The sequence below is a fragment of the Moraxella sp. CTOTU47618 genome (genome assembly GCF_032017425.1).
Lineage (GTDB): Bacteria > Pseudomonadota > Gammaproteobacteria > Pseudomonadales > Moraxellaceae > Faucicola > Faucicola tetraodonis.
Genome location: NZ_DALZPW010000009.1, coordinates 26,946 through 51,474, shown reverse-complemented (window position 1 = coordinate 51,474; position 24,529 = coordinate 26,946). Strand labels below are relative to the sequence as shown.

At 45.5% G+C, this 24,529-nt stretch carries 22 protein-coding genes; 5 read left to right on the top strand and 17 right to left on the bottom strand.

The genetic code is table 11. From position 1 onward, the window contains the following. Positions 1-73: 73 nt before the first annotated feature. The 8 genes from gshB to RTS09_RS08170 all read right to left on the bottom strand — a co-directional run bounded on the left by gshB (position 74) and on the right by RTS09_RS08170 (position 10,804). The gene (gene gshB, locus RTS09_RS08205; protein WP_312535987.1) at positions 74-1,036 is read right to left on the bottom strand and encodes a glutathione synthase; all 963 of its coding nucleotides are present in this window, start codon (positions 1,034-1,036) and stop codon (positions 74-76) included. A 54-nt stretch (positions 1,037-1,090) separates the two neighbouring features. Further along, entirely contained in the window at positions 1,091-1,672 is a 582-nt protein-coding gene (locus tag RTS09_RS08200) for a hypothetical protein (protein ID WP_312535984.1), read from the bottom strand. A 66-nt stretch (positions 1,673-1,738) separates the two neighbouring features. Further along, a complete protein-coding gene (pyrE, locus tag RTS09_RS08195) occupies positions 1,739-2,476 on the bottom strand; it encodes an orotate phosphoribosyltransferase (protein WP_312535981.1) in 738 nt (245 codons plus the stop codon). 36 nt (positions 2,477-2,512) lie between these two features. Further along, positions 2,513-3,448, bottom strand: coding sequence for a hypothetical protein (locus RTS09_RS08190; RefSeq protein WP_312535979.1), 936 nt, complete (start codon positions 3,446-3,448; stop codon positions 2,513-2,515). A gap of 70 nt (positions 3,449-3,518) precedes the next feature. Then, positions 3,519-4,430 (bottom strand): NAD-dependent epimerase/dehydratase family protein, encoded by a 912-nt coding sequence (locus tag RTS09_RS08185; RefSeq protein WP_312535976.1) that lies wholly within the window; start codon positions 4,428-4,430, stop codon positions 3,519-3,521. 66 nt (positions 4,431-4,496) lie between these two features. Beyond that, positions 4,497-5,390 (bottom strand): carboxylating nicotinate-nucleotide diphosphorylase, encoded by an 894-nt coding sequence (gene nadC, locus RTS09_RS08180; RefSeq protein WP_239741468.1) that lies wholly within the window; start codon positions 5,388-5,390, stop codon positions 4,497-4,499. 62 nt (positions 5,391-5,452) lie between these two features. Further along, positions 5,453-7,129 carry a DUF3999 family protein gene (locus tag RTS09_RS08175; protein WP_312535972.1) on the bottom strand — a complete coding sequence of 559 codons (1,677 nt, stop codon included), beginning with the start codon at positions 7,127-7,129 and terminating at the stop codon, positions 5,453-5,455. Positions 7,130-7,693: 564 nt separating this feature from the next. Further along, positions 7,694-10,804 (bottom strand): DUF2339 domain-containing protein, encoded by a 3,111-nt coding sequence (locus RTS09_RS08170; protein WP_312535969.1) that lies wholly within the window; start codon positions 10,802-10,804, stop codon positions 7,694-7,696. Between the two features lie 180 nt (positions 10,805-10,984). Between RTS09_RS08170 and ampD the strand changes: the two genes are divergently transcribed. After that, complete coding sequence (gene ampD / locus RTS09_RS08165) at positions 10,985-11,590, top strand: 1,6-anhydro-N-acetylmuramyl-L-alanine amidase AmpD (RefSeq protein WP_409418384.1); 606 nt, start codon at positions 10,985-10,987, stop codon at positions 11,588-11,590. Positions 11,591-11,751: 161 nt separating this feature from the next. After that, on the top strand, positions 11,752-13,338 hold the full coding sequence (gene murJ / locus RTS09_RS08160; RefSeq protein WP_312535963.1) for a murein biosynthesis integral membrane protein MurJ: 1,587 nt from the start codon (positions 11,752-11,754) through the stop codon (positions 13,336-13,338). A 139-nt stretch (positions 13,339-13,477) separates the two neighbouring features. Here murJ and fur read toward each other — a convergent pair whose 3' ends face one another. Then, a complete protein-coding gene (fur, locus tag RTS09_RS08155; protein WP_076775118.1) occupies positions 13,478-13,915 on the bottom strand; it encodes a ferric iron uptake transcriptional regulator in 438 nt (145 codons plus the stop codon). 321 nt (positions 13,916-14,236) lie between these two features. Here fur and RTS09_RS08150 point away from each other — a divergent pair, with 321 nt between their 5' ends. Continuing rightward, entirely contained in the window at positions 14,237-14,620 is a 384-nt protein-coding gene (locus RTS09_RS08150; protein WP_007115778.1) for an outer membrane protein assembly factor BamE, read from the top strand. An 87-nt stretch (positions 14,621-14,707) separates the two neighbouring features. Here RTS09_RS08150 and RTS09_RS08145 read toward each other — a convergent pair whose 3' ends face one another. The 6 genes from RTS09_RS08145 to RTS09_RS08120 all read right to left on the bottom strand — a co-directional run bounded on the left by RTS09_RS08145 (position 14,708) and on the right by RTS09_RS08120 (position 19,988). Then, on the bottom strand, positions 14,708-14,983 hold the full coding sequence (locus tag RTS09_RS08145; RefSeq protein ID WP_065262955.1) for an RnfH family protein: 276 nt from the start codon (positions 14,981-14,983) through the stop codon (positions 14,708-14,710). Continuing rightward, on the bottom strand, positions 14,980-16,071 hold the full coding sequence (locus tag RTS09_RS08140; protein WP_312535960.1) for a hypothetical protein: 1,092 nt from the start codon (positions 16,069-16,071) through the stop codon (positions 14,980-14,982). Before RTS09_RS08140 ends, RTS09_RS08145 begins: the two co-directional genes overlap by 4 nt. A gap of 277 nt (positions 16,072-16,348) precedes the next feature. Then, positions 16,349-16,957 carry a TerD family protein gene (locus RTS09_RS08135; protein WP_312535958.1) on the bottom strand — a complete coding sequence of 203 codons (609 nt, stop codon included), beginning with the start codon at positions 16,955-16,957 and terminating at the stop codon, positions 16,349-16,351. An 82-nt stretch (positions 16,958-17,039) separates the two neighbouring features. Further along, positions 17,040-17,792 (bottom strand): TIGR00266 family protein, encoded by a 753-nt coding sequence (locus RTS09_RS08130; protein ID WP_060995590.1) that lies wholly within the window; start codon positions 17,790-17,792, stop codon positions 17,040-17,042. Positions 17,793-17,984: 192 nt separating this feature from the next. Beyond that, positions 17,985-18,560, bottom strand: a complete 576-nt coding sequence (locus RTS09_RS08125; protein ID WP_065254149.1) for a TerD family protein — start codon at positions 18,558-18,560, stop codon at positions 17,985-17,987. Between the two features lie 354 nt (positions 18,561-18,914). Beyond that, positions 18,915-19,988 carry a DUF475 domain-containing protein gene (locus RTS09_RS08120; RefSeq protein WP_282841821.1) on the bottom strand — a complete coding sequence of 358 codons (1,074 nt, stop codon included), beginning with the start codon at positions 19,986-19,988 and terminating at the stop codon, positions 18,915-18,917. Positions 19,989-20,261: 273 nt separating this feature from the next. Here RTS09_RS08120 and RTS09_RS08115 point away from each other — a divergent pair, with 273 nt between their 5' ends. Next, positions 20,262-21,173: a LysO family transporter gene (locus RTS09_RS08115; protein WP_312536093.1), complete on the top strand. Its 912-nt coding sequence runs from the start codon at positions 20,262-20,264 to the stop codon at positions 21,171-21,173. A 26-nt stretch (positions 21,174-21,199) separates the two neighbouring features. On the opposite strand, the gene RTS09_RS08110 is transcribed toward RTS09_RS08115, so the two are convergent. Further along, positions 21,200-21,571 carry a hypothetical protein gene (locus tag RTS09_RS08110; RefSeq protein WP_312535955.1) on the bottom strand — a complete coding sequence of 124 codons (372 nt, stop codon included), beginning with the start codon at positions 21,569-21,571 and terminating at the stop codon, positions 21,200-21,202. Positions 21,572-21,780: 209 nt separating this feature from the next. After that, positions 21,781-22,905: an N-ethylmaleimide reductase gene (gene nemA / locus RTS09_RS08105; RefSeq protein ID WP_312535953.1), complete on the bottom strand. Its 1,125-nt coding sequence runs from the start codon at positions 22,903-22,905 to the stop codon at positions 21,781-21,783. A gap of 408 nt (positions 22,906-23,313) precedes the next feature. Here nemA and RTS09_RS08100 point away from each other — a divergent pair, with 408 nt between their 5' ends. After that, positions 23,314-24,492, top strand: a complete 1,179-nt coding sequence (locus RTS09_RS08100; RefSeq protein WP_050325430.1) for an iron-containing alcohol dehydrogenase — start codon at positions 23,314-23,316, stop codon at positions 24,490-24,492. Positions 24,493-24,529: the final 37 nt, after the last annotated feature.

Genomic DNA, 24,529 nt, shown 5'->3' with positions numbered 1-24,529 from the left:
TACCCTGCCAAGCGATAATATAAAAAACCCAGTCAATGACTGGGTTTTTTATATTATCGCTTGGCAATGACAGCTAGCGAATTTGCGTTTCAATATGCGATTCAATAAACGCAATAAAATCCTCTGCGATATGCGTGCCGCATTGGTCGTCAATCTCACGCACGCAGGTGGGACTAGTCACGTTAATCTCTGTCACTTTGCCACCAATCACATCAAGTCCGACAAAGTACAAGCCTTTTTGTAGTAGCACAGGCGCCACTTGCTCAGCAACTTGGCGCTCTTGCGCTGACAGTGGCATGGCGACCCCACGACCACCTGCGGCTAGATTACCGCGCGTTTCGCCTTGGCTTGGGATACGCGCCAAGCAATAATCCACGGGCTTACCACCGACAATTAAAATGCGTTTATCGCCGTCCTTGATTTCGGGCAAGTATTTTTGCGCCATCACAGGCAAGCTTTCAAGCTGGGTTAGCATCTCAAGGGTTGAGCCGATATTAGGGCTATCGGCAGTCAGACGAAAAATACCCATTCCCCCCATACCATCAAGTGGTTTGACGATGACATCTTGGTGGGTTTTGATAAAATCACGGATATGGGTTTGTTTGTTGGTCACAATCGTCGGTGTCATCAGCTCAGGAAATTGCGTCGCAAACAGTTTTTCGTTACAGTCACGTACGCTTTCTGGGTTGTTGACCACCAATACACCTGCTCGCTGAGCGTATTCTAGCAAGTACAGGCTATACAAAAACTGCATGTCAAACGGCGGGTCTTTACGCATCAAGATGACGTCAAACGCCGTAGCAGGCTGCGTGGTTTTTTCACCCAGCTCATAAAAATGTGCAGGGTCTTTAAACGTTTTGAGCGATTGGCTATCAATTTGCAGTGCGCCATTATTCAGCCACAAATCGTGAATTTGGCAATAATACGCCGTGTGACCACGATCTGCAATCGCCCACAGCATCGCAAGCGTGGTATCTTTTTTGTAGTTGATGGTGTGGATATCGTCCATGACGATCAGAAAATTCAATGGTTTCATTTAGTATCCTTGTTAGTATGCTTGTTCAATTTTTATCAATTGTTCATTTTGCTATTAAAACATCGATTCGACCGCATTGCCATTACTATCGTAGCGCATACCGCTGGTCGGTTGTTCATTGGTAAACCAAAAATGGTATTCAGGATTTCCCGCTTGGTTGTAAACAATCGCTTCTTGTACCCCACCCTGACGGAACAACACTTTTTGTTTGATACGGCTATCGGACAATCGATACGTCACCCAACCATCATATAAACCGTTAACCAAATCGGTGCGAAGCTGGGTCACAAAGTTTGGGTAGTAGACCACCAAAAATTCATCAAAATAACCATTTTTCACAAAGGTGGTAAATTGCTCCCCTTCTGGCATCACGCCATTATAAGGACCATCGGCAATGCCTTGTGGCGCAGCTTGCGGTGATTTTGGCGGCAAGATAAGGCTATTTAACGCATCATAAAACGGCTGTTGGTCAGTTGCCACATTGACAATCGCAGGCGGTTTGCTACCCTCCGCCATCATTTCATTGATACTACTACAACCTGCAAGCGCAAATAATATTGCCGATAAGGTAAGTGCAGTGCCAACACGTAAAAGGTGTGCCGTTATTAGTGTGGTGGGCAAGGCTTTTGTCAACATAGCCGTCCTCTTCAATGGTTAATTAAAAACAATCTATCGTTAGCGGGGTTGGGTGATAGCAGCCGCTTATTGAACGCCGTATTGCTCGCGGTAAGCTTGCATTTTGGCAAGTTCCTCCTGCGTGCCATTTTTGGCGACATACTCAGTAATGTCATCCATCGTGACCAAGGCAAGTACCGGTACATTGAGGCTTTGCGCCAATTCTTGAATGGCAGATTGTTCGCTTTGACCTTTTTCTTTACGATCCAGCGCAACGATAATCCCTGCGACTTTGGCCTCTGATTTTTCTAGGAGTGCAACGACTTCGCGCATCGCCGTACCTGCGGTCATCACATCATCAATCACCCAAACTGATTTGCCTTTGAGATCGGCGCCAACCAGCATACCGCCTTCCCCGTGGTCTTTGGCTTCTTTACGGTTGTAGCCCCAATCGGCATTGATTTGGTGATTGTTCCACAGTGCTTGCGCGGTCGCCGCCACAAACGGAATACCCTTGTATGCTGCCCCAAAAATTACCAAATCCTTACTGTCGCTAGATTGTAGCTGCTTGGCAAGGGCATCAGCATACCCATTTGCTAACACCGACAATAGCTCACCTGTTGATAACAAACCTGCATTAAAAAAATACGGACTTATACGACCTGATTTTAGGGTAAATTCGCCAAATTTTAATACGTTGTTTTTGAGTGCCACTTCAATAAAATGCTGAGGAATAAACTGCGGTGCGTGAGCGGCTTGGGTTTGAGAGGATGGGGTTTGAGATGATTGGGTTTGAGATGCTTGGGTTTGAGATAATTGCGACATACGCGACTCCAAAAAAGAACAAGTTAAAAAATACCGTTAGCCGCCTGTTATGGGGTTTTGCGAGCTAATGGTGACAGTACGTTTGCTGATGGCTGTTTGCTTACCCACTTGCCAATCCATGGCAAGCGCAGCGAGTGCAACATGCGTCGGCTCGATATATAAATCGTTATGCCGGGTCAAAAAATGCAACTGGGTGCGATGCGCCTCGATGTATTGATTGATAGCATCAGCCAAGTCTTGCAAGGTGATTTGTGGGTTGAGTGATTTGCGTGATTTGCATTGGCATAGCAAAAACACACAAAGCATAATATGGTACATTTGTCCCATCAGATACAGTTTGGTTTCGATATTGAGTAGCGCTTGGTTATAGGTGGCGTCAGACTGTGTGCTGGGGGCATCGTTGGCTTGATGTGCGCAGGAATTTTGCAATGTCTGCTGTGACAAGGATGTGGTAAGCGTATTCATAATCGCTAAATGCGGGTATTGACCCATCACCTCTTTCATCAGTGAAATACTGCTGTCATTGACGAGCTGCGGCAACAACGACAGCGGTAAATGCAACGACGGGTGTTTGCTTTGGCTGCTATTGGCCTGCTGTTGTTGCTGCTTGATAAAGTGCCGCATCTCAATGCTTTGCTCAGATAGTAACTGCTCTAGCATGTCAGATTGATGACTTTGCGGATTTTTTTTAGCGATTTTTGTTGTGTTATCCCTCATTGGGTATGGTTTGGCAACGTCTTTTACACTAGCGGTGAGGTTGTTGTTAGTATCCGCCACTGGCAATGAAAGCGGTTTTTGCATATAGACGTCAATGGTATGACGCGCGGGTACGACGCGCTTATCAATCGGGCGACAAGGATCGGGCAAAGCCAATCTTTCTGCCTCAGTCATCACATTGGGATGGCGTAGCTGGTCTCTGTCTTTAACCACTTGGCTTTTTGCGGCTTGGCGCTCGGTGTTGGAATACGTCATGGCATACACGGCTATAAAATCACTGATAGATAAATGATTAAAAATTTTTGTTGAAACCCACCACCCATCACTAATCGCCTAAACTCGACAAAATATGCTGATAACCTGACTGCCAATCTGGGTAGTTGAACCAAGTAGCTGGCAAGTTAGTGATAATGCGTTTGCCCGTTGTTGGCTCCATACAGGGCAGCGATAAGTTCAAGCCCTGTGCAGTCGCCAAATAGTTTAGCACAGTATAGAGCGGGACTGGCGCGTTATCTGTCGCCAAGTAAACTGGCACGGTTTCACCTGCATTGATGACAGTGACAATGATGCTGACTAAATCTGTATCCATAATACGATTAGTCCATGTGTTACTCGGATAATCACTCGCCATATTTGTCGACTGCGCTGCTAACTGTCTTGCCATGGTCAGTAGACGTAGCCGTGACTGCCCATAAATCCCACTTGGGCGAATGATGACGCTCTTATCTTCAAAGTGCTGCTGCAACAACTGCTCAGTTTGCAAAATCACTTGAGAAGTGGCGCTCGCTGGCGCGAACACAGGGGTATCGATATCAATAACTTCGCCCGCGTTTTGTCCGTAAACGCCTGTCGAAGAAATAAATACCACACGTTTGAGGTTTGGCAGATGGTCACCCAATCGCACCACATGCTCGGCAATCGCATAATAACTGTCACGGTAGCCTTGTAGCGACAGGGTATCTGGACTGACAATGATACAGATTTGGCTAATTTGGCTGGTCCATTGACTTAGCTGCGCAACGTCTAACGTGCGCGCATCACTGGCAACAAAATGTAGATTTTCCTGATATAGATGGTCATTATCGGGCGGTAGCTTGGGTGTTCTGGGGCTGCAGAAAACCAAATCTGTCGGCGTGGAGCGGCTAACACCAATCACGCAATGCCCCTGCAGCGCTAATTGCTTAGCAACTGGTAAACCAATTTTGCCCAGTCCAATCATTAAAATGGTTTGCATCATGCTATGACCTATCGAGAATGGCATTAAAAAAGCCGACTATTTTTAATCGATGTATTTTTAACCGATTTATTGTTGAAAACGCATCGATAAATCAATGGCTTTGATATGCTTCGTCAACGCACCCATTGAGATAAAATCCACCCCTGTTTCTGCCACTTGGCGTAGATTGGTAAGGCTAATATCACCTGAAGCTTCAAGCTGGCAAGGCTTGCCAAGACTAGCAACCAGCTCGACCGCTTTTTGGGTATCTTCAATGGTAAAATTATCGAGCATCACGATATCAGCATTGGCAGCGATGGCTTGATGCAACTCATCAAAATTTTCCACTTCAACTTCCACTGGCTTATTGGCAATCTGACGCGCCTGACTGACTGCTTGGGCGATACCGCCACACGCCATGATGTGGTTTTCTTTTATTAAAAAGGCATCGTATAGCCCGATACGGTGATTATTGCCGCCGCCACACAGCATGGCGTATTTTTGCGCATGGCGTAGCATTGGGAGGGTTTTACGGGTGTCTAACAATTTGGTCGGTAGTTCTGCGATGACCGCCACATGGTTGGCAACCACAGTGGCAGTAGATGATAAAGTTTGTAAAAAATTGAGCGCGGTACGCTCACCCGTCAGTAGCGCCCGGGTGTTACCGATGAGCGTCACCAAAACTTGATTGGCTGCCACAGCGTCACCATCTTTGACTGCCCAATCAAGCTGCATATTGGGGTCAAGCTGGCGAAATACTTCATCCACCCATGCCTTGCCCGCGACTACCATCGGTTCACGACAAATAATCGTTGCCGTATCGCGCTGTGTGTCAGGTATTAACTGGGCATTAATATCCCCAGTCGCGATGTCTTCTTGCAGCGCAAGTGCGACTTGTTTGGCGATTTCAATACGTAGTAGTGAGCTAATGTGCGGCGCGGTGGTCGAGGTGTCACTAATGGTTTGGCTAGCAGCAGGCATGCAAATAATCCCTTATTTTTGATGGGGTATTTTCGATGAAGTATGTTTGATTGTATTATCGCTTATTCTTTGGGGGCTTGGGTAGTAGTTTGTTGATATAAACGCAGGGCAATCAACGCCAAAGCGGCTACAATTGCAGCGAGTACACCCCACAGTGCCCATGTTTTGTAGCGTTCAAACGACGCGTTGGGATTGTTCAATGCCTCGATATTTTGCATTTGTCCTTCAACGGTATTGCCAAGGCTGGCGAGTTGTTGGTTGGATAGCGTGATATTGGATTGTTGTAATACGCCTGGCTCGTTAATCACCAGTCTATAAGGCGCTGTGCCTTGTGCTAAAAAGTACATCTCATACATGGGCGTTAACAGATTGACCGGTAAATCGTCTTGCTGCATTTGACCACCCAATTGCAGCGACTTGGTCAATGTGGGTTGCCAACTGACCGTGGTATGGTTTTTATCAATTTGTGAATTGGCTAAAGTTTTATCATTACTTACATTGACGGTTTTGTTGATTTTAGCCAATTGATTGGCTTCTTGCTCAGGTACGTTGATGCTCACTTGCCACAGCTGATTTTCGGGGACAAAAAAACTCACCCCTGTGGTCAACATGGGTTGAGCAAGGCTAAGCCGCCATTGGTTGGCGTCATCTTTGGTTTTTGAAAAATTGGCGCGGGTCAAGAAGAAACTTGCCTCACTCACCATGCGATTTAAGCTTGCTGCCTCAAGATTGATAGGCTGATTTGCCACCACTTGCCAATACCGATAATTGGTTTGCTGCGGCTCGATGGCAATAGCATTGCCTGTCGCTATCGGCTGATTGGTACCGTCAGCTTGCGGCGCTACCATTTGGCTATGTTGAGTAGCCTGGCTAGGTTGACCACGTTGGCTAGAGTCAAAAGGGCTGACCACCGTTTGGCTGACCATCTGCCAGCTTTGCAAGTCATCACTGCCATAAATTTGCAGTTGTAGTGGGCGCTTGCTGGGCTGGGCTGAATTCACGGGTAAAAATTTTAGCCAAAGATTGACTGCTTGCGCGGTTGATAAAGTAGATTGATTTTTGGCAAAGTTGGGATTGGTTAACCACCAAGTTCTGACTGGGCTATTGGTAACAGCGGCGACTTGGTTTGAAGGTAAATTGCTAAGGTCAATGTTAATCGATTGTTGATTGTCTGGGTTATCAAGCTGTACGGTCAACGCATGGCGTAATTTTTCCACCGCATTGGGGTTATCTGTCTCCACGCTAACTATTTGCAATACTTGATTGACAGATGATTGTTTACTGACAGGGCGAATCGCCATCGGCATAATATGACCTTTGGCATCAATCAAGCGGTAATTTTGTTTATCGCTAATAGTTGCCCCATTTTGCTGCATGATTAAAGCTAACAAACTGGGCGTTAACGACGAAAATTTTACCAGTTGGGCGCTGTTGGGGTTGTCCTCTTGATTTTCTCCCGGTAAATCAATGTCGATTGCAAAGCTATTTTGCAATGCCTCAAAGCCATAGCTGAGACTGTCAGTGTCATGCTCTTGCTCTGAATTGTCAACGATGGCAGGCGCTACCGTGGTGGTGGTTTTTTGCGAGGCGACAGTGACGGATGCCGTTTGCGTAGGGTTTTGGGCATCTGCCTGCGTGTAAATGATAGCTACTAACAATAACGGCGAAACTAAAGTTGCCGACAAGATACAGGCGCGGTGTTTGGCTAATCTCACGTGACAGTGCTTATTTTTTTTCATTTTTACTTCATTTTTAATTTATAGTTACTATATAATTCATAGCTCCTATATAATTAATATGACTTTACAAGCTAACCCATTGCGATGGACATTAACAAAAACCCAGCCTAATTAGACTTAACCAAAAAAACAGCGTAGCGTGTGTTTGGGTTATCGACATAAAGCCGTCAGTCATAGTTAATTTAAATAATTTGAAAACCTTAGCATCGCATGGTTAGCATCAGCAGGCAGTATCAACCTTAATTTGTTATGTTAGAAAAATGGTAAATAGCATTCTAACTCATTGATAGTAATTAGATTTATAATTTGGTTGATATAAAGCTTTGCCCTATAAAGATATTAACAATACCCATTCAAAACTTCTATACCGTGCTACAAACCACTAACAAGAGAACCGATATTTTGGATAAATTCTAGCCAGATGTTACAATTTAAAGACAATTAGCCAGCAAGTCTTTGTGCATTTAGCTAAGCCCGCCTGCCGTAAATACGAAAAATAACCCACGTTACTCACGAGCTTTAGCAGGGGTCTACTTAGCTTTTTTTGGCTGCATTGGGTTTGTCTTACTTAAGTTTATCTGACTTGAGTTTACCTGCCTTAGGTTTACTTGACTTAGGCGGTAAGGGTGCAAGATAACCAATGACGAGCATCAATAAGCCTGCCCCGATAAAAGACACCACACGTAATACCGCACTGGTATTCGACATATCAATCAATACCAACTTGGCAACCACAATGGTCAATAATGCGATACCGGCAAACCATACCAAGCGAATGGCTTTTTTGTTTGCCAAGAACATCAATACCATCGCAATGACGGTCCATAAGATAGTCAGCCCCGTCTGTACCATACTGACTGACCAAGCACCATGTTCCCACGTCGGCGTGCCCCAAACGCTGGCAAACCCACGCACCAACATACTGCTGACTGTCACAAATGCCCCTAGACCGCAAGCCACCGAAACGATAGTACGATAGTTGCTATCAACTTTGAGTGCCACATAAGATTGGTACAGTAAAATGCTGATTAAGGTCAAATCCAGCGGATTGAGCAGCGGCAGATAAACGCCCAATAGCTGACCGTCTAACGAGAAATTGGCAGATAAACTCCAAATAAAGGTTATCGGCACCAAAATATAAGCGCTATTTTTAAGCAGCGTATCAACCTCTAACCAACCAAGCAAACGACCACCAAGCGCCTGCAATCTTGGCAACAACAACAAACTCATCAAACCAAGCACAGCCAACACGGTCGGTAAAATAGTGATAATGGCTCGAAGCTCTTGGGCATGCTGCCAATAGTTAAATGGCACTTGTTGCAGCATCCAAGTTAGCATGGCAATCAGTGTCAAAAACCAAACGAGCGCGTCAACGCTTGTATCCAGTCGGTCGCGGTGCCAGCGACTAAGCAGCCACGCGCCTAGCAATTTTGCGATGGCTAAACAGCCAAGCATGGCGAGCAAATAACGCCCCAACCCGCTAAATGCTTTGATGTGATAATCGTTTAGGTCTACAACCGTCTCGACCTTAACATGGGTGAGACAGACTAGCACCCAGCTCATCATCGCAAACGGTAAAATAAAGCGACTCACCTTACGCATACTGCGCCAAACAAAACGCTGATGTATCAGTTGTCCCACAATTAAAAATACCGCCATACCCACGGCAAGTTTGATAGTGGTGGTTTTGCCACCGTTGTTCCAAAAGGGGTCAGCGGATAAAATCGCCGACAGATACAGCACAAACCCGACAACCACAAGCGCGGTGGCAACAAAGCTGTGACTGGCATTATCAGCGATTTGTTGAACCCGTTTATGCGTCGTTTTGACTGCCGCAGGTTGAAGTTGAGTTTGAGGCTGACCTTTAGCTTGGGATGTGGCTGCCGCGATATTGGCTCTACCGTGACGCAAAATAAAAGCAGACAGCAGCATACACGCTGTCAATACGGTCAGTGGCAAAGTGGATGAAGCCGTCACTATAGACGTTTGGTGCGGAATAGATAATTGATCCAGTAGCCCATACCAATGCCGCATGAGGGTATCAAAGCCCACCAATAACAGGATACTAAAGCCTTGCAATGCCAACCCAAAATATACCGTCCAGCGTCTTTGGGTACGCGCACCGAGCCACACCAATGCAGCACCCTGCACTGCCCAACCGATACTAATCCATTTGGCTGATAGCGCCAGTGGTATCACCAAAGCCAAAAACCCACAGCCGAGCGCAAGGCTGGCTTCAATGAGCAGCTCAAAGCTGTTATCAAATTGGTTGTTGGCTTGTGGGTCACCTGCGATGCTACGGCGATGATGTTTGAGCAGCCACAACCCTAGACTCAAATAAATAGCTGATAACGCACTGCTAGCAAAGGCCAGATGATAAGGCAAATCATTGAGCAAGCTTGCCATCAGCCCAAACCCCAGTAATGCGGTGCCAAACAACAAGCCTGAATCTATTGATATAATCGGGCGTCTGGCTACCCTCGTGTTCATTTGTAGCAGCATTTGGTTATAACTTACGACCTGCTGAGAATATCTAACCGCAATAAACAGATACAGTGCCATGTGCCCAACCAATAACCCTAACAGTTGCCAGCGTAATGACAGCCAGCCTGCACCTGCACTATTGCCACTAAATGCACGAAATCCCCACACATACGCAAGCCCAAAAGTCACCGCTAGGCTTAGTGCATTGAGCAATTTCCAAGTGCGATAATGGGCAATCACCGCAACCGCTATATTGAGTAGTAAATAATAACTAAATAGCATCACCACACTACCGTCAGGTCGGCTGACCAGTATCGGCGCAAAAAACGCCCCACCGAATGCCAAGACCGCAAGCAGTAGCGCATTTTGCCACACCGAAAACATCACTGTTAACCCTGCTAGTAACGCAAGCACGCCGAAGGTTAAGGTTGATGGTAGTAGTCCATACAATTTAAAACTCGCAAACACCGTCAAATAAATCACCGCAAAGCCGACACCTTGCAAAGTCAACCCATAACTGCGTTTTTTGGCAGTGGTGCGATAGCCGATTGCCGTTATCACCAAGCCGCCCAACGCTACCAGCGCCATGCGCACGGGCATCGATACCTCAATATATTGGCTGGCAAGTTTGAGTAATAACACCACGCCCACTAGCAACACCAGTGCACCCACACGCACCACCAAGTTTTCCCCAAAAAACCATTGGGTGGCACTTGCCCAAAGCGATGTCACAATATTGGTAGCGCTTTCATCATCTCTTAAAGAAGGAGATGATGGCTGTGACAAAGTGGGTTTATGCGGTGGGGCTGCGTCACTCACTGGCGGCTGTGTTGCCGTTGGAGAGGTTGAATTAACCGAAGCGTCAAGCGTATTCGCCATTGGCAAAGAGTCTAAGTCTGGGAGGGGCACTAGGAGGGGCGCTGAGACAGGGGCTTGACTGATGGGCTGCGTGATGGGGTCAGTAACAGGTTCAGTGACAGGCTGATTTTGGCGAATATCGCTTGCCGATTGCTGGGTAGACGATGGCTTTGCCTCGCTGCTTAAGATATACACGGTTGCCATGACGTCAGCGAGTTGTTTTTGCAGGTTGTCGAGCTTGGATTCAAGCCGGGTGATTGCTTTTTGTTGGGCAAAAATTTTATAAAGCGCCCCCACCACTGCCAGTATCAATGCCGCTATAATCGTATCCATCAGATGCCCTACCCTTGTTGTCAGCTTAGCGATAGCATACCATTTTTTTGGAAAATTGCTTTTTTTTAACTGTGTCTTTCGGTTAAGGTGATGATAAGCCCATTTTATGCTAAATTAGCCACAGCATTGAGTAGCGTTTTACCAACTATTTTAAACACCATTTTGATGATTGGGCAGGGTATGGTTATGTCGGGATTTAGCATTGAGCAGGGTTTATTAAGCCCATGCGAGTTTGTGGCGTCACCCAATTTTGGTGAGCGACCCGACCCTAACGATATTCACCTGATTGTGATTCATAACATCAGCTTGCCGCCCAGTGAATTTGGTCTAAAAGATGACCAAGGCGAGCATTTTGTTCGTGCATTTTTTCAAAATCAGTTAGACCCCAAAGCCCATCCGTATTTTGCAACCATCTATCAGCAGCAGGTCTCCGCGCATTTGTTTATTGAGCGCGATGGTAGGGTCACGCAGTTTGTGAGCTTTGATGCGCGTGCTTGGCATGCTGGCAAATCTAGTTATTTGGGCGTGCCAAACTGCAATGACTATTCGATTGGGATTGAGCTAGAAGGTGATGATTATAGCGAGTTTGATGACAAGCAATACCAAGCGTTAAGTGGCGTGATTGCCGCGATTTATCAAGCTTATCCCAAAACCATCAATCATCTAGCCGGTCACAGCGATATCGCGCGCGGCCGCAAATCCGACCCGGGGCTCTATTTTGATTGGGTGAAATTAAGAAGCATGGTCAATAGAAACATGGTCAATAAAAATGACATCAGCCATTAGATGATTTTCAAAAATTTATTGTATGGCAATTTTTTAGGATAACGATTTTGTAAGATGACAATTTTGCAAAATAACGATTTTGCAAGATAATAGTGCCCAAATCAAGCTATAAAATCCAATTAGCACACCCACTTCTCGGCAGAACTTGCAGCGATTCTTTCATGTCAAAACTTATCAAATCCACCGCTATTGTTAGTTTTTTTACCTTATTTTCACGTATCTTGGGCATGATTCGCGACATGGTATTGATGAGCGTATTTGGCACAGGTGGCATGATGGATGCGTTTTTGGTAGCCTTCAAATTGCCCAATTTTTTGCGGCGGCTGTTCGCTGAAGGCGCTTTTGCCCAAGCTTTTGTCCCTGTACTATCCGATTATCAGCACCAAGCCCAAAATAACGACATGACCGATAGCAAAAAAGCCTTGCTTGGCATTCAAATTCTTATCAGTCGGGTGGCAGGTACGTTATTGTTGATTTTATCAGGTCTTACCGCCGCGATAGTCATCTTCGCGCCCGCCGTGATTGCTGTGTTTGCGGTCGGTTATCTGCATGAGCCTAACAAATTTTTAACGGCAGTTGAGCTGCTTCGTATCACTTTTCCTTATTTGTTATTTATCGCCATGACTGCGTTTGCTAGTAGTATTTTACAAAGCGTAGGGCGGTTTGCCTTGCCTGCCTTTGCACCGGTGATTTTAAATGTGTGTATGATTGTGGGTGCGATTTGGGTAGCGCCGCTGCTTGCCAAGCCAATTTTGGCGGTCGGTTATGCAGTTGCAGTGGCAGGTTTGCTGCAGCTATTGATTCAATTACCGCAATTGCACAGCCATCAGCTGCTCGTGATGCCCAAGGTTAGCTTTCGTCATCCTGGCGTGCGACGGATTTTAAAACTCATGCTGCCTGCGCTTTTTGGGGTATCGGTCACCCAAATCAATATGCTGGTCAACACGGTACTGGCTTCAACCATGGTCGATGGCTCGGTCTCTTGGCTGTATACCGCAGAGCGGATGAGTGAGCTGCCGCTAGGGCTGATTGGGGTGGCGATTGGCACGGTGATTTTGCCCAGTCTATCCAAAAGTATCGCAAGCGACGACCATCAACAATTTGGACATACGCTTGATTGGGCGACGCGGCTGACGGTGTTGGTCGGCGTACCTGCATCCATCGCGCTTGGCATGATTAGTAATGTGCTTATGATATCCCTGTTTGAACATGGCGAATTTGTACGGCAAGATGCCCTGATGAGTGGGCTTGCGCTACAGTGCTTATCGGGTGGGATTTTGGCATTTATGCTGATTAAAATATTTGCCCCAGCTTTTTTTGCCCGTCATGACAGTCGCACCCCTGTCAAAATCGGTGTGATTAGCGTGATTGCCAATGTCGTGCTAAGCCTAATACTGGCTGAGTTATTTAAAAAGTGGCAAGTCGCACCCCACGCTGGGCTAGGACTTGCCAATACACTGGCGTCTTTTATCAATGCGGCGCTGTTATATTTTTATTTACATACCCAAGGTATTTATCGATTTGGTGCGGCTTGGCGACGATTAGCGGTTATCTTTGCCATCGCAAATGGGGCAATGGGGTTGGCACTTGCCGCTGGTATTCATTTTTTCCCGGTTACTGCGCATCAAGGTATTCGTATTGTTGCATTATTGGCGCTGTGTGTGGTGGGCGCTGTGGTGTATGGCGCAGCGCTATTAGTCGCTGGCTTTAAACTATCAGAACTAAAACCGCATCATAGCGTTCAATAAATAATAGACAACGCACGAAAAAAGCGGCTAAATAAAATTTATCTAGCCGCTTTTTTTAACTGAAGTTTATAATTGAGTTTTGTGACTAATCTTTGCACGTGAGTTTTTTAAATGACTCAGGCATTAGCCTACCAAGGCATTAGCGTTTTACTGAATTTTGGCAGTCTTTATTATCACAAATTCCATACAGCACCAGCGAGTGCCCTGCTAGGGTAAAGCCAAAGTCTTTGGCGACTTTTTCTTGCAACGCTTCGATTTCTTCATTGTGAAATTCAATGATTTTGCCGCATTGGTCACATACCAAGTGGTCATGGTGCTCATCTTTGGCGATTTCAAACACTGACAAGTTGTTTTCAAAATTGTGACGCTCGACAATTCCCGCTTGTTCAAACTGGGTTAGCACACGGTAAACAGTCGCAAGCCCCACGTCTTCGCCGTGCTCCATCAAGGCTTTATACACATCTTCTGCGCTCATATGATGGGATTCGGCTTTTTCTAGCAATTCTAAAATTTTCAAACGCGGTAACGTGACTTTCAAACCGGCACGACGCAAATCTTGGTTGGTAAAAGACGACATAAAAATCCTCGCACCTATCAGGTGTCGCTTATAAACTAAAAATTATAACTATAATAACAAATTCGATAAAATCCCACAGTAAAAAAACGTGACATCACTGGCAAAAGCGCCCGTTGACAAATAAAGGGCGAATGCAGGCTAAAGACAAAGTACGCCAACCACCAGAACGCCAAATACCAAACCACCGCGGCGTTTTACACCCAAACATTAACTGTATGTAAAATAATTTAAATTTTGGGGTCAATAGGTAGGCAAAAAAACCCAAATCACGTATGATAAGTCGTAAATTTTATCGTTCACCATCTCAAAGCGGTTTGACAAATGACATCTATCACAACACTATCAAAAAAACTGGCAGTCCTGCCTTTGGTTGCCGTAATTAGCAGCGTCAGCGTATTACCAGGTTGCTCATGGTTTAGCGTGTACAAAATCGATATCCCACAAGGCAAGCCGATTCATGAAGACAAATTAAGCCAAGTGCAAGTGGGTATGAATGCCAATCAAGTGCTGTATATACTAGGTAGCCCAACCTTTAGAGACACTCTAAATCCGGTACGTTGGGATTACCTGTATGATTTTACCCCAGGTACTAACGCCAAACGCGCCAACAAGCCCGCGATTCACAACGCCCAACAATACGCCAAAATTTATTTTGACCAAAATGGTATTGTCACCAGCATTGAACGCCCAGCGGTGACTCAGTAAGTTTTTCTGATTAAAAAAGCCAATCATTGCCGTGATGCTGTGATTGGCTTTTTTTTGTGAGATACACAAGAATACTGGGTCACGCCCTCATCGGTTGGATTTTTTGGACAGTAATTTGCGTTTGTTTTGCGGGTCGATGGTCAAAGGGCGATAGATTTCGATTCTATCACCTGTGTTGATAGCACTTTGCCAGTCTAGTTTATGGGAAAACACACCGACACTATAGCTAAAAATCTGCGGATACTGCTGTTGCCAGCCTGTTGCATTGACTGCATCAATCACGCGGCTATCATCAGCAAGTTGCAGGGTTAACCGCAACTGTGTTTGGCTATCAGGCGCAAAGGCTATATCAACAGTAATCATTTTGCCAATCCTAGCACCCACCCCACCATCGCCAAAATCACCGCCAATGGCACAATAATACGCACCGCAATGCGCCAAAGGTTATATAAGCCTTCCGAGCTAAAATTCAATGATTTGCGCAAATGGCTGATTTTCATTTGCCACCCTGCAAATACGGCTAGCCATACCGCCGTGACTAAACTTATTACAATAATCAGCTGATTGAGCCAAGCAGTTGGTAGCATGGCTAGCGCAAGACTAAGCACTGCCAATACCACCAATGCCAAAAAATTAAATTGCTGTTGTTGCAAGCGTAGTGACACTTGATGGGTCAAGATATGCAGTAAATAAGCCGCCCCTGCCAGCATTGCCAATGCATTCAGCACTGCCGCCATCGTGCTGTTTGGCGATAAAGTCATGGCAATCAGCGCACCCACTAATAACTGAAAACTCCACACAGGTAACACATAACGACTCGCGGATTCGCGTGCTTGATCTGTCGCCGTATTGCTCATCGTGAGCATTTGGTGGGTGCGCGCATGCCAGTATAATCCCGTACCTGCGCCCACACAGACTAGCGCTAACACTACCGCCCCTGCCCACTCCGTCAAGGACGTCGCTGTCACCTGCCACGCCACAAACCCACCCTGCATGACATTGACAACCAACGCGGCAACGGCAAAACCGACCGCCAACCAACCTGCCAAATGCTTGATAAAACTCAAACCAATCACTATCAGCACCATGATGGCTAACAAGGCAGGCAGAGCAATATTGCTCACCAGCGGATGGATAATCTCGCCACTACTCGCCAGTAAATGCCCCACAACCGCCAGCAACAGCACAATAGTCAACCAACCAAACCCGCGCCAAACCGTTGACACGTCAGCTTCACGGGTCAGCATGGGCAAACCGACCAGCGGCGACGTACCACTACGATGCGCCAAACCAATTTCTGCAAACACCAATGGCAACCCGACCAAGGTCATCGCCACCAGCCACAACAACCAAAAATCAATCTGCCCAATGTAGTCACGGCTAAACCAAGTAAAAACCAGCAGCGGCAGCAAGCTTGCTATCAAAATCGGCTGTAAACGATTAAATGGCATGGTGTTGGATTCCTTTGTAGCGGTGGTTTATTGTCACAAAATTATTTGATTCGCTTCGCTAAAGTGATTTTAAGAAAGTGATTTTAAAAAAATGACTGTAAAATTTAACAGTGCAAAACTAAATCGCCGCTATTTTAGCAAACCCACACCGTATGCAAAACCCACCAACGCAAAATCCACACAAACTTATCAAAAATAGTGGTCAAAATAAAAAACCCTGCTTGTCACAGGGCTTACTTTATGGCTTCACATTATTGCTTCACATCAAAAAGCGCGGTCACACATGCGGTAAAATCGCAGGCATCAAATCATGAAAGGTACGACCTGACGCGGTTTCACCAATGGCATGCATTTTCCACTCACCGTTATGGCGATAAATTTTTGCCAAAATTAGCGCGGTATGACTGCCTTGGGCTGACAAATCATAACGGGCAACTTCACTGTTATTGCTGGCATTCACCAAACGACAAAACGCATTATTGACCGTGGCAAAAGTTTGACCCGTAAAGCTATTGACAGTAAAAACCAAGGCTTGCACATGGTCAGGGATACGAGATAAGTTGACATTAATCACTTCGTCATCGCCATCGCCAGCGCCGGTGCGGTTGTCGCCTGTGTGTTGTATGCTACTGTCTTTTGACTGCAATTGTCCAAACCAAATCGCATCCACCATTTGTTTGTTGGCATCAAGCATGATACACGACGCATCCAAGTCAATGCTGCCGCCTGCGCTGCCACCACCGCCGAACAAGCTACCCAAAAATCCACCTGATTTTTGCGGCGCAGCACCGACATCCCAACCCAAACCCATTTTGATTTGGCTGAGTGCGCCACCTGCTTCTTTTTCTAACGAGATTTTTTGACCTTTCGATAAATTCACTGACATGTTGGTTTCCTTATTTGTTACTATATTTTTTACTATTCTATCTAGCTATGTTTTAACAGGTTAATAACTTAGCACAAACTGACTATAACAAACCGCCTAAAATACCTTCATTGCCGCCGCGTCCGCCTGAGTTTGACCCCAGTAAACTTTGAATCCAGCCTTGGTAAGTATCGCGGTTACGCGAGCAAATCACTACTTTGCCTTGACCTGAGAACTTGAGCACCATGCCTTCGCCGCTCGTGACTGAATTGATGATATTGCCCAAAAAGCCTTTTTTCTGGCTGGTTGCCATTGACAGGCTATATTGCAATCGGCTGTCCCAGCATACCACGTGACCATTATCAATAATCACATCTTTATCAGGCGTGACATCAATCTCAAACAAAGAGCCAAACCCCGATACCACAAGCTGACCTTGGCCTTGCGTTTGCATGACCATAAAGCCACCCGTATCCCCAAATACAGCGCCGCCTAAATTGCGCTGGATATTGGCACGCAAATCAACACCATTGGTTGCTGCCACAAAGGCACCGTCACTAAGCGTATACTGATTGGCGCCGACGTCTAAAATTTGCATATCACCATCAAGTGTGGGCGCCAGTAAGCAGTCACCCTCACCATTGACCGCTTCAATTTGCTGTTGAAAAATCGACTCGTCATTGGCAAATCGGCGCATCAAAGCTTGCATGATGCCGCCACGCATCTGACCTTTAAGCTCAAGATTTGACTCCATCATGACCATGGCATTGGATTCGCAATAAATCGAATCGCCTTTTTTGAGATTACAATGTAAAAATGGCTCAATCGTCCCAATCATACTAAACGTCGCTGCCATAGGTTAATGTATCCTTATAAACTAGGTGGCAAAATGATAATAAAAGTAGCTGCACTTAAAAAAGCATTTAGGCTGAAAAAAGTGCTCAAGCTTAAAAAGTGCTCAGGCTAAAAAAATGATTATGCTAAAAAAAAGGGGCAAGCCGATGCCACCCCATTGTTAAAAAAATGTTAAAAATTTTTAGCCAAAAAACTAAACAGCAACGCCATATGACGCAGCCAATGGTCCTAGACCGCCAGCAAAACCTTGTCCAACCGCGCGGAATTTCCACTCGCCATTGTTCTTATAAAGCTCACCAAAAATCATCGCCGTCTCGGTGCTGCTGTCTTCTGACAAATCATAACGAGCCACTTCAGCGCCGCCTTGGGTATTCACGATGCGAATATAAGCGTTTGCTACTTGACCAAAGTTTTGGTTACGCGCTTGACCATCATAAATCACCGCACAAAATACCACTTTGCTTACATCGGCTGGGACTTTAGTTAAATCTACTTTGATGACTTCATCATCGCCATCGCCTTCACCGGTGCGGTTATCACCCGTATGTTCTACCGAGCCATCAGATGATTTTAGGTTGTTAAAGAAAATAAAATCTGCATCTGCCCGTACTTTACCCGATTCATTGACCAAAAACGCGACCGCGTCTAAGTCGAAGGCTTGCCCGTCAGTGGCACGTGGGTTCCAGCCAAGACCAACGGCCATGTTGGTTAAATTCGGTGCTTCCTTTGATAAATTAACATTACCACCTTTGGTTAAGCTAATTGCCATTGTTTTATCCTTTGTAATAAATTTTTGAAGTCAAATAAGAAAATCGATGTCCTTTATAATGCCCTACGCCTTTCACGCTGAGACTACAAGTGCCTAGACCAAAAGCGCGCCCAGACTAAAAACGCCCAGACAAAAGCATTAGACACCGTTAAAAATCGCCTAAAAAAACAAAACGTGAGCCGAAACCCACGTTTTAACTATACCTTTGGTGATAGAATTTGTCCACCATTCGGCCCCATTAAGCTGTTATATTTATGTGTCAAAAGCTTAAGGGATATTAAGCTCAAGCCAGCATCTTAAATACCGCTACTGTTAGGCATTAGCCTCAGTCTTTTTAGCGTATTTTAGCGTCTTTCAGTGTTTCGCCAAAGCTGCTTGGCGCTTACGGTAGCTGATAGAGTTAATCACTGCCCATACGATAAAGGCGATCCCAATCAAACCCGTCACAATTTCTGGCACTTCGATATGCACGGTTGCCAATAGCATGATGACCGCCAACGCACCAATCGCATAATGCGCGCCATGTTCTAGATAAACAAACTCATCAAGCGTGCCTTTTTCTACCAAGAAAATGGTCATGGATCGCACAAACATCGCACCAATGGCAAGGCCTAGCATGATGATAATCACGTCATTGGTAATGGCAAACGCACCAATCACCCCATCAAAACTAAACGATGCATCGAGTACTTCTAGATACAAGAAACCTGCGATACCGCCTTTGGCAATCGCGCCCGCTACTTCTTTGCCTTCAATCACATTGGGGGTTGATTCATCATCATCGTCCGCCCCTTCTAACAGGCTTGATAACACATTGGTGGCTAGATAAATCAAAATACCAAATACCCCTGCGGTTAACACCACCGATTTTTTGGCGTCTTCCACCCAATATAAGGCGGTCATTAATAGTACCAATGCGACAAACACGCTCATGGCATCGACCTTGCCAAATCGTGCCAATTTACGCTCTAGCCATTCAAACCACATCACTTCTTTTTCATCAAAGATGAAGTTTAAAAAGACGAGCAACAAGAACATCCCACCAAATGCGGCAATCTCTGCATGATGCTCCATCAGTTTGGCAGAGTATTCTTTCGGGTTGTTGAGCGCCATGTTGATGACATCCATCATGCCCATATCGGCAGTCACTGCGACGATGACAATCGGGAATACCAGACGCATACCAAATACCGCGATGAGTATACCCACAGTCAAGAAAATCATTTTCCAAAACTTATCCCAGGTTTTGAGTACCGAGGCATTGACCACCGCATTATCAAACGACAGTGAAATCTCCATCACTGCCAAAATCAGCGTGACAAACAGCGCCGACATCATAGTGCCAACACCACCATGTGAAAAACCCCACCACGCGGCTATGGCTAGCGCAATCGTGGTAAAGACAATATCAAAATAAAAATGTCTCATAATAATCCTACAAATTGAAAAAATTAACGGCTAATAAAGTCATCTAACGCATAAGATGATTGGATGTGCTTATCTTACACAACTATTTGTTCAATCATACTACAAATGTGTTACCAAACAATTGATTGCACGCTTAAACCACGCATTATGGCAAATATTCGCCAACTTGGTGCATTTATGGGTACAATAGCCACTTTTAATTTTTTAAACCAATTGCTAACTGCAAAATATTGCGATTAGCCTGTGTTTAAACCTGTCTGGAAGCGTCGCGGTATGTTAGAAAACTTTATCACCCTTGTTCTGATTCTTACTCCCTTGGTGGTCGGGTTTTTACTGCCATTACCGCAACGATTCATGCCGCTGGTAGACAAGCTACTGACCAACTTGGTGTTTGTGATTTTAACCTTTATTGGTCTTTCGTTATCGCAGATTCCTGACTTGGGCGCGCAGATTGGGTTTATTGGCATCAATGTGGCGGTATTGGCGATTTGTACCCTAGGGACAGGTTTTATCAGTTTGCTGATGTTTGACAAGCTGCATCCTTGGCAGCGTGCGCTTCCCCATGAGCATAGCCAAGCAGGTTTTAGCATCACAGGAAGCCTGGTTCAGTTGTGCTGTGTGGCGTTGGGTTTTGTACTGGGCAAATTGCTGCCAATAACGGATTTGCCGATTGATGGCATCATTAAGGGGTTGTTGATTTTGCTGATTTTGTTGGTGGGTTTTCAGTTGTCGCATTCGGGGATGACGTTACGTCAGGTATTGGTCAACAAACGCGGCGTACAAGCCTGTGTGATTTTTTGTCTCAGTGTGGCAGTCGGTGGTTTACTGTACGCACTGATAATGCCTGATGTGACCTTCACCCAAGGCTTAGCGCTATCTTCTGGCTATGGCTGGTATTCGTTGTCGGGGATTATCATGACTGATGCGTATGGCGCAGTTTGGGGGAGTGTTGCATTACTCAATGATTTGTTACGTGAGTTCACGGCGCTACTGTTTATCCCTATGCTGATTCGCAAATACCCAACCACGGCGGTGGGTTTGGGCGGGGTGACCACCATGGATTTTACTTTGCCGGTCATCCAAAGCTCAGGGGGAAATGAAGTGGTACCGCTTGCCATGAGCTTTGGATTTTTGGTCAATATCATCTCACCGGTGTTAATGGTGGTATTTTCAAGTTTTGGCTAATAGCAAAACCCCCAAACCTTACTAAATCAATACGCGCAAAACTCAACTTGTTGGTCGCCATACGGACTGCGTACGGTCACATAATGCAAACCTTTCATGCGCGTATGAATACGATAGGTATTGTCGTCAATCCATTCACCTCGCAGCACACCCCGTGCATCTCTGATGTGGATACCATCTTCCATATTGGCGGCTTTCACTTCAAAATCTTGGTTTTTTAGCAGATACAGGCTATAAGTTTTAGTTTTACTAAAATCACCTGAATAACTGGCGCAGTAGCTACCCTTTGGAAAAATAATTTTAGTAGCTGTCGCGGCAGTGGCAGTTTGGGTGGTTGCCGCTACCGATAATATGGCTATAGCTGCGCTAAATAATGGGGCTGTAAAACGTCTTTTCATTTCGTTCTCCTTGTCTTTGTTTGACTATTTTTTAATATGACAATTTCCTATTGCCGCTTGATTATTATTAGCAGATTTTCTAGTCACTTTCATGATAAGTTTAGTAAAAAACATTTGTTTGTGTTATTAGCCCAATAAAAAACCCCGCTCATGTCGTCACACAATCGGGGTTTTCATATTCGCTAATACGATTATTTTTGCTAGTACAATTATTGGGCTAACGCAGGATAATCCGTATAGCCCTCTTGATCGCCACCATAAAAAGTGGCTGGGTTTGGTTGATTAAGCGGCGCATTCTGGTGAAAACGCTCAACCAAATCTGGATTTGCGATATAACTGCGACCAAAAGCTACCGCATCAATTAAGCCATCACGAATTAGCGCGTCTGCTTTTTCTGCGGTATAGCCACCAGCACCGATAAGCACGCCGTGATAAGCATCACGAATTTGGCGACGGAATTCTGCGGTAAAGGGTTTTCCACCTGCCCAGTCTGGCTCAGAGATATGTAAATAGGCTAAATTAAAGCTATCAATCAGCTTGATGATTGCTAACGCATCGTCTTCGCTACCGGCATCCACGCCATTGAATTGACCCAGTGGCGAGATACGGATACCCACTTTGTCACTGCCAATCGCGCTAGTGACTGCGGTTAAAATTTCTGTCAAAAAGCGCATACGGTTCTCTAAGCTACCACCGTATTCATCGCTGCGTTGGTTGACGCTATCATACAAGAATTGATGAATCAAATACCCGTGTGCACCGTGGATTTCAATCGCGTCCATGCCTGCTTCAATCGCATTACGCGCGGCGCTGGCAAAATCATCGACGGTTTGTTTGATTTCTGCGGTGGTCATCTCACGGGCTGGCGTGGCAGTCACACGGTATACTTTGCCTTCGTCATCTTTCAACGAGGTGCGTACCGCATCACCCAAATCCACGGTTGATGCTGATACAGGCGGCTGACCTTGTGGGCGCAAGCTATAATGCGATACTACCCCTGTGTGCCATAGCTGCATAGCGATATGACCGCCTGCTTGGTGTACGCTATCAGCAATCATTTTCCAGCCTGCAATTTGTGCGTCACTAAAAACACCGGGAGCGCCTGCGTAGCCTTTGGCATCGGCTGAGATATCCGTGGCTTCTGTGATAATCAAACCACTGCTAGCGCGCTGGGTATAATAGGTTGCCATGAGTGGCGTTGGCAAGCCACCAATATTTTTTGTTCCATTTGGCAAATCAGCACTACGCAGACGGGTCAATGGCGCCATAAAGACGCGGTTTGGCAAGCGCATCGCGCCCACGTTAATCGGTGATAGAAGAGCGGAGTAAGACATACATTCCTCGTGATTGTTGATTCATCTTTCGTTGAGTTATTGGACGCTGCTAGCTTCAAGTTATAACAAAAAGTCATAACAAACTTGATAAAAAAATTGTTGCAGCATCCTTGTTTATAAGGATTTTAGACTTATATACGTTGCTATCAAACTTCGTCACAGCATAATTTTCACAGGTTAATCTGCTGTTAGAAGCTTGAGCAAAGACTACGTTTTAGCAAGCATCTGTTTCTAAAACACATTTGTTTTTAAAAAGCTTTTGCGAGTTTTAGACAAATTATTGCAATTGCTTTCACTATTTTATTCTATGATAGCGCTGTGTTTGAGCGTAACGTTTACTTAATAAGTGCCATGGTGCATTTTTACAAGTGGCAATGTTTTAACAATAACAATTTCTTAAGGATCGGCATGAATAATTTCCAATATTACAACCCTGTGCGTATCGTATTTGGCGAAGGTCAAATCAAAGAACTCGCCAATCTTGTCCCTGATAATGCCCGTGTACTTATCACCTATGGCGGCAGCTCTGCCAAAAAAACCGGCACACTCGATGAGGTCAAAACCGCGCTACAAGGTAAACAGCGTGAAATCTTTGAATTTGGCGGCATTGAGCCAAATCCAGAATTTAATACTTTGATGAAAGCCGTCGATATGGTACATGCCAACAACATTGACTTTTTGCTCGCTGTCGGCGGTGGCTCAGTACTCGATGGCACCAAATTTGTTGCCTTGACTGCCACCTTAGATGACGACAAAGACCATGAAAAAGCGTGGGAAGCGTTAAAAGGATATACCCGTGATATTCAAAATGCGCTACCGCTCGGTACTGTACTCACCATTCCTGCAACAGGTTCAGAGATGAATTCAGGCGGCGTTATCAATCATAGTGAGCGTCATGCCAAATTGCCTTTTGGTAACCCGCTGGTATTCCCACAGTTTTCGATTCTTGACCCTGCCAAAACCTTAACGCTACCTGAGCGTCAAGTGATGAATGGTGTAGGCGATGCGTTTGTGCATGTGATGGAGCAGTATCTGACTTACCCAGTCAATGCCAAAGTCCAAGATAGTTTCTCTGAAAGTCTGCTCAAAATCTTGATTGAAGAAGGCCGTGCCGTCAAAGCCAATCCTAATGACATGGAAACGCGTAAGAACATCATGTGGACAGCGACAATGGCACTCAATGGTCTCATTGGCACGGGCGTACCACAAGACTGGACCACCCATATGATTGGGCATGAATTAACCTCCCTACACGGCATTGACCACGCCCGCACCTTGACCATTGTGTTGCCTGGGGTGATGCGTGAGCTCAAAGATAGCAAAAAAGACAAGCTGCTACAGTACGCCAAAAACGTTTGGCATATCACTGAAGGTAGCGATGAGGATAAAATCGAGCAAGCGATTGTTAACACCGAAAACTTTTTCCGCGAGCTTGGCTTACCAGTGAGATTGTCAGATGCCGACCTTGATGCGTCTGCAATTGCGCCAATTTTGAGCCAATTAGAAGAACATAATATGGTCAAACTTGGTGAACATCGTAGCAATGATTTGGCAGTATCTGAGCGGATTTTGCGCGCAGCCATTTAATCATATAATGGTATAAAAAAAGACCTAGCCATTTGCT

Coding starts and splice junctions, on each gene's coding strand:
- RTS09_RS08115 (WP_312536093.1), top strand. CDS start 20,262: ATGTTAGAAAACTTTATCACCCTTGTTCTGATTCTTACTCCCTTGGTG.
- RTS09_RS08100 (WP_050325430.1), top strand. CDS start 23,314: ATGAATAATTTCCAATATTACAACCCTGTGCGTATCGTATTTGGCGAA.
- fur (WP_076775118.1), bottom strand. CDS start 13,915: ATGTCGTCTTTTACCAACCAAGATTTGCGTCGTGCCGGTTTGAAAGTC.
- RTS09_RS08125 (WP_065254149.1), bottom strand. CDS start 18,560: ATGGCAATTAGCTTAACCAAAGGTGGTAATGTTAATTTATCAAAGGAA.
- RTS09_RS08130 (WP_060995590.1), bottom strand. CDS start 17,792: ATGGCAGCGACGTTTAGTATGATTGGGACGATTGAGCCATTTTTACAT.
- RTS09_RS08140 (WP_312535960.1), bottom strand. CDS start 16,071: ATGCCATTTAATCGTTTACAGCCGATTTTGATAGCAAGCTTGCTGCCG.
- RTS09_RS08170 (WP_312535969.1), bottom strand. CDS start 10,804: ATGGATACGATTATAGCGGCATTGATACTGGCAGTGGTGGGGGCGCTT.
- RTS09_RS08190 (WP_312535979.1), bottom strand. CDS start 3,448: ATGACGTATTCCAACACCGAGCGCCAAGCCGCAAAAAGCCAAGTGGTT.
- RTS09_RS08150 (WP_007115778.1), top strand. CDS start 14,237: ATGACATCTATCACAACACTATCAAAAAAACTGGCAGTCCTGCCTTTG.
- gshB (WP_312535987.1), bottom strand. CDS start 1,036: ATGAAACCATTGAATTTTCTGATCGTCATGGACGATATCCACACCATC.
- RTS09_RS08200 (WP_312535984.1), bottom strand. CDS start 1,672: ATGTTGACAAAAGCCTTGCCCACCACACTAATAACGGCACACCTTTTA.
- RTS09_RS08135 (WP_312535958.1), bottom strand. CDS start 16,957: ATGTCAGTGAATTTATCGAAAGGTCAAAAAATCTCGTTAGAAAAAGAA.
- RTS09_RS08185 (WP_312535976.1), bottom strand. CDS start 4,430: ATGATGCAAACCATTTTAATGATTGGACTGGGCAAAATTGGTTTACCA.
- RTS09_RS08175 (WP_312535972.1), bottom strand. CDS start 7,129: ATGAAAAAAAATAAGCACTGTCACGTGAGATTAGCCAAACACCGCGCC.
- RTS09_RS08145 (WP_065262955.1), bottom strand. CDS start 14,983: ATGATTACTGTTGATATAGCCTTTGCGCCTGATAGCCAAACACAGTTG.
- nadC (WP_239741468.1), bottom strand. CDS start 5,390: ATGCCTGCTGCTAGCCAAACCATTAGTGACACCTCGACCACCGCGCCG.
- nemA (WP_312535953.1), bottom strand. CDS start 22,905: ATGTCTTACTCCGCTCTTCTATCACCGATTAACGTGGGCGCGATGCGC.
- RTS09_RS08120 (WP_282841821.1), bottom strand. CDS start 19,988: ATGAGACATTTTTATTTTGATATTGTCTTTACCACGATTGCGCTAGCC.
- murJ (WP_312535963.1), top strand. CDS start 11,752: ATGTCAAAACTTATCAAATCCACCGCTATTGTTAGTTTTTTTACCTTA.
- pyrE (WP_312535981.1), bottom strand. CDS start 2,476: ATGTCGCAATTATCTCAAACCCAAGCATCTCAAACCCAATCATCTCAA.
- ampD (WP_409418384.1), top strand. CDS start 10,985: ATGGTTATGTCGGGATTTAGCATTGAGCAGGGTTTATTAAGCCCATGC.
- RTS09_RS08110 (WP_312535955.1), bottom strand. CDS start 21,571: ATGAAAAGACGTTTTACAGCCCCATTATTTAGCGCAGCTATAGCCATA.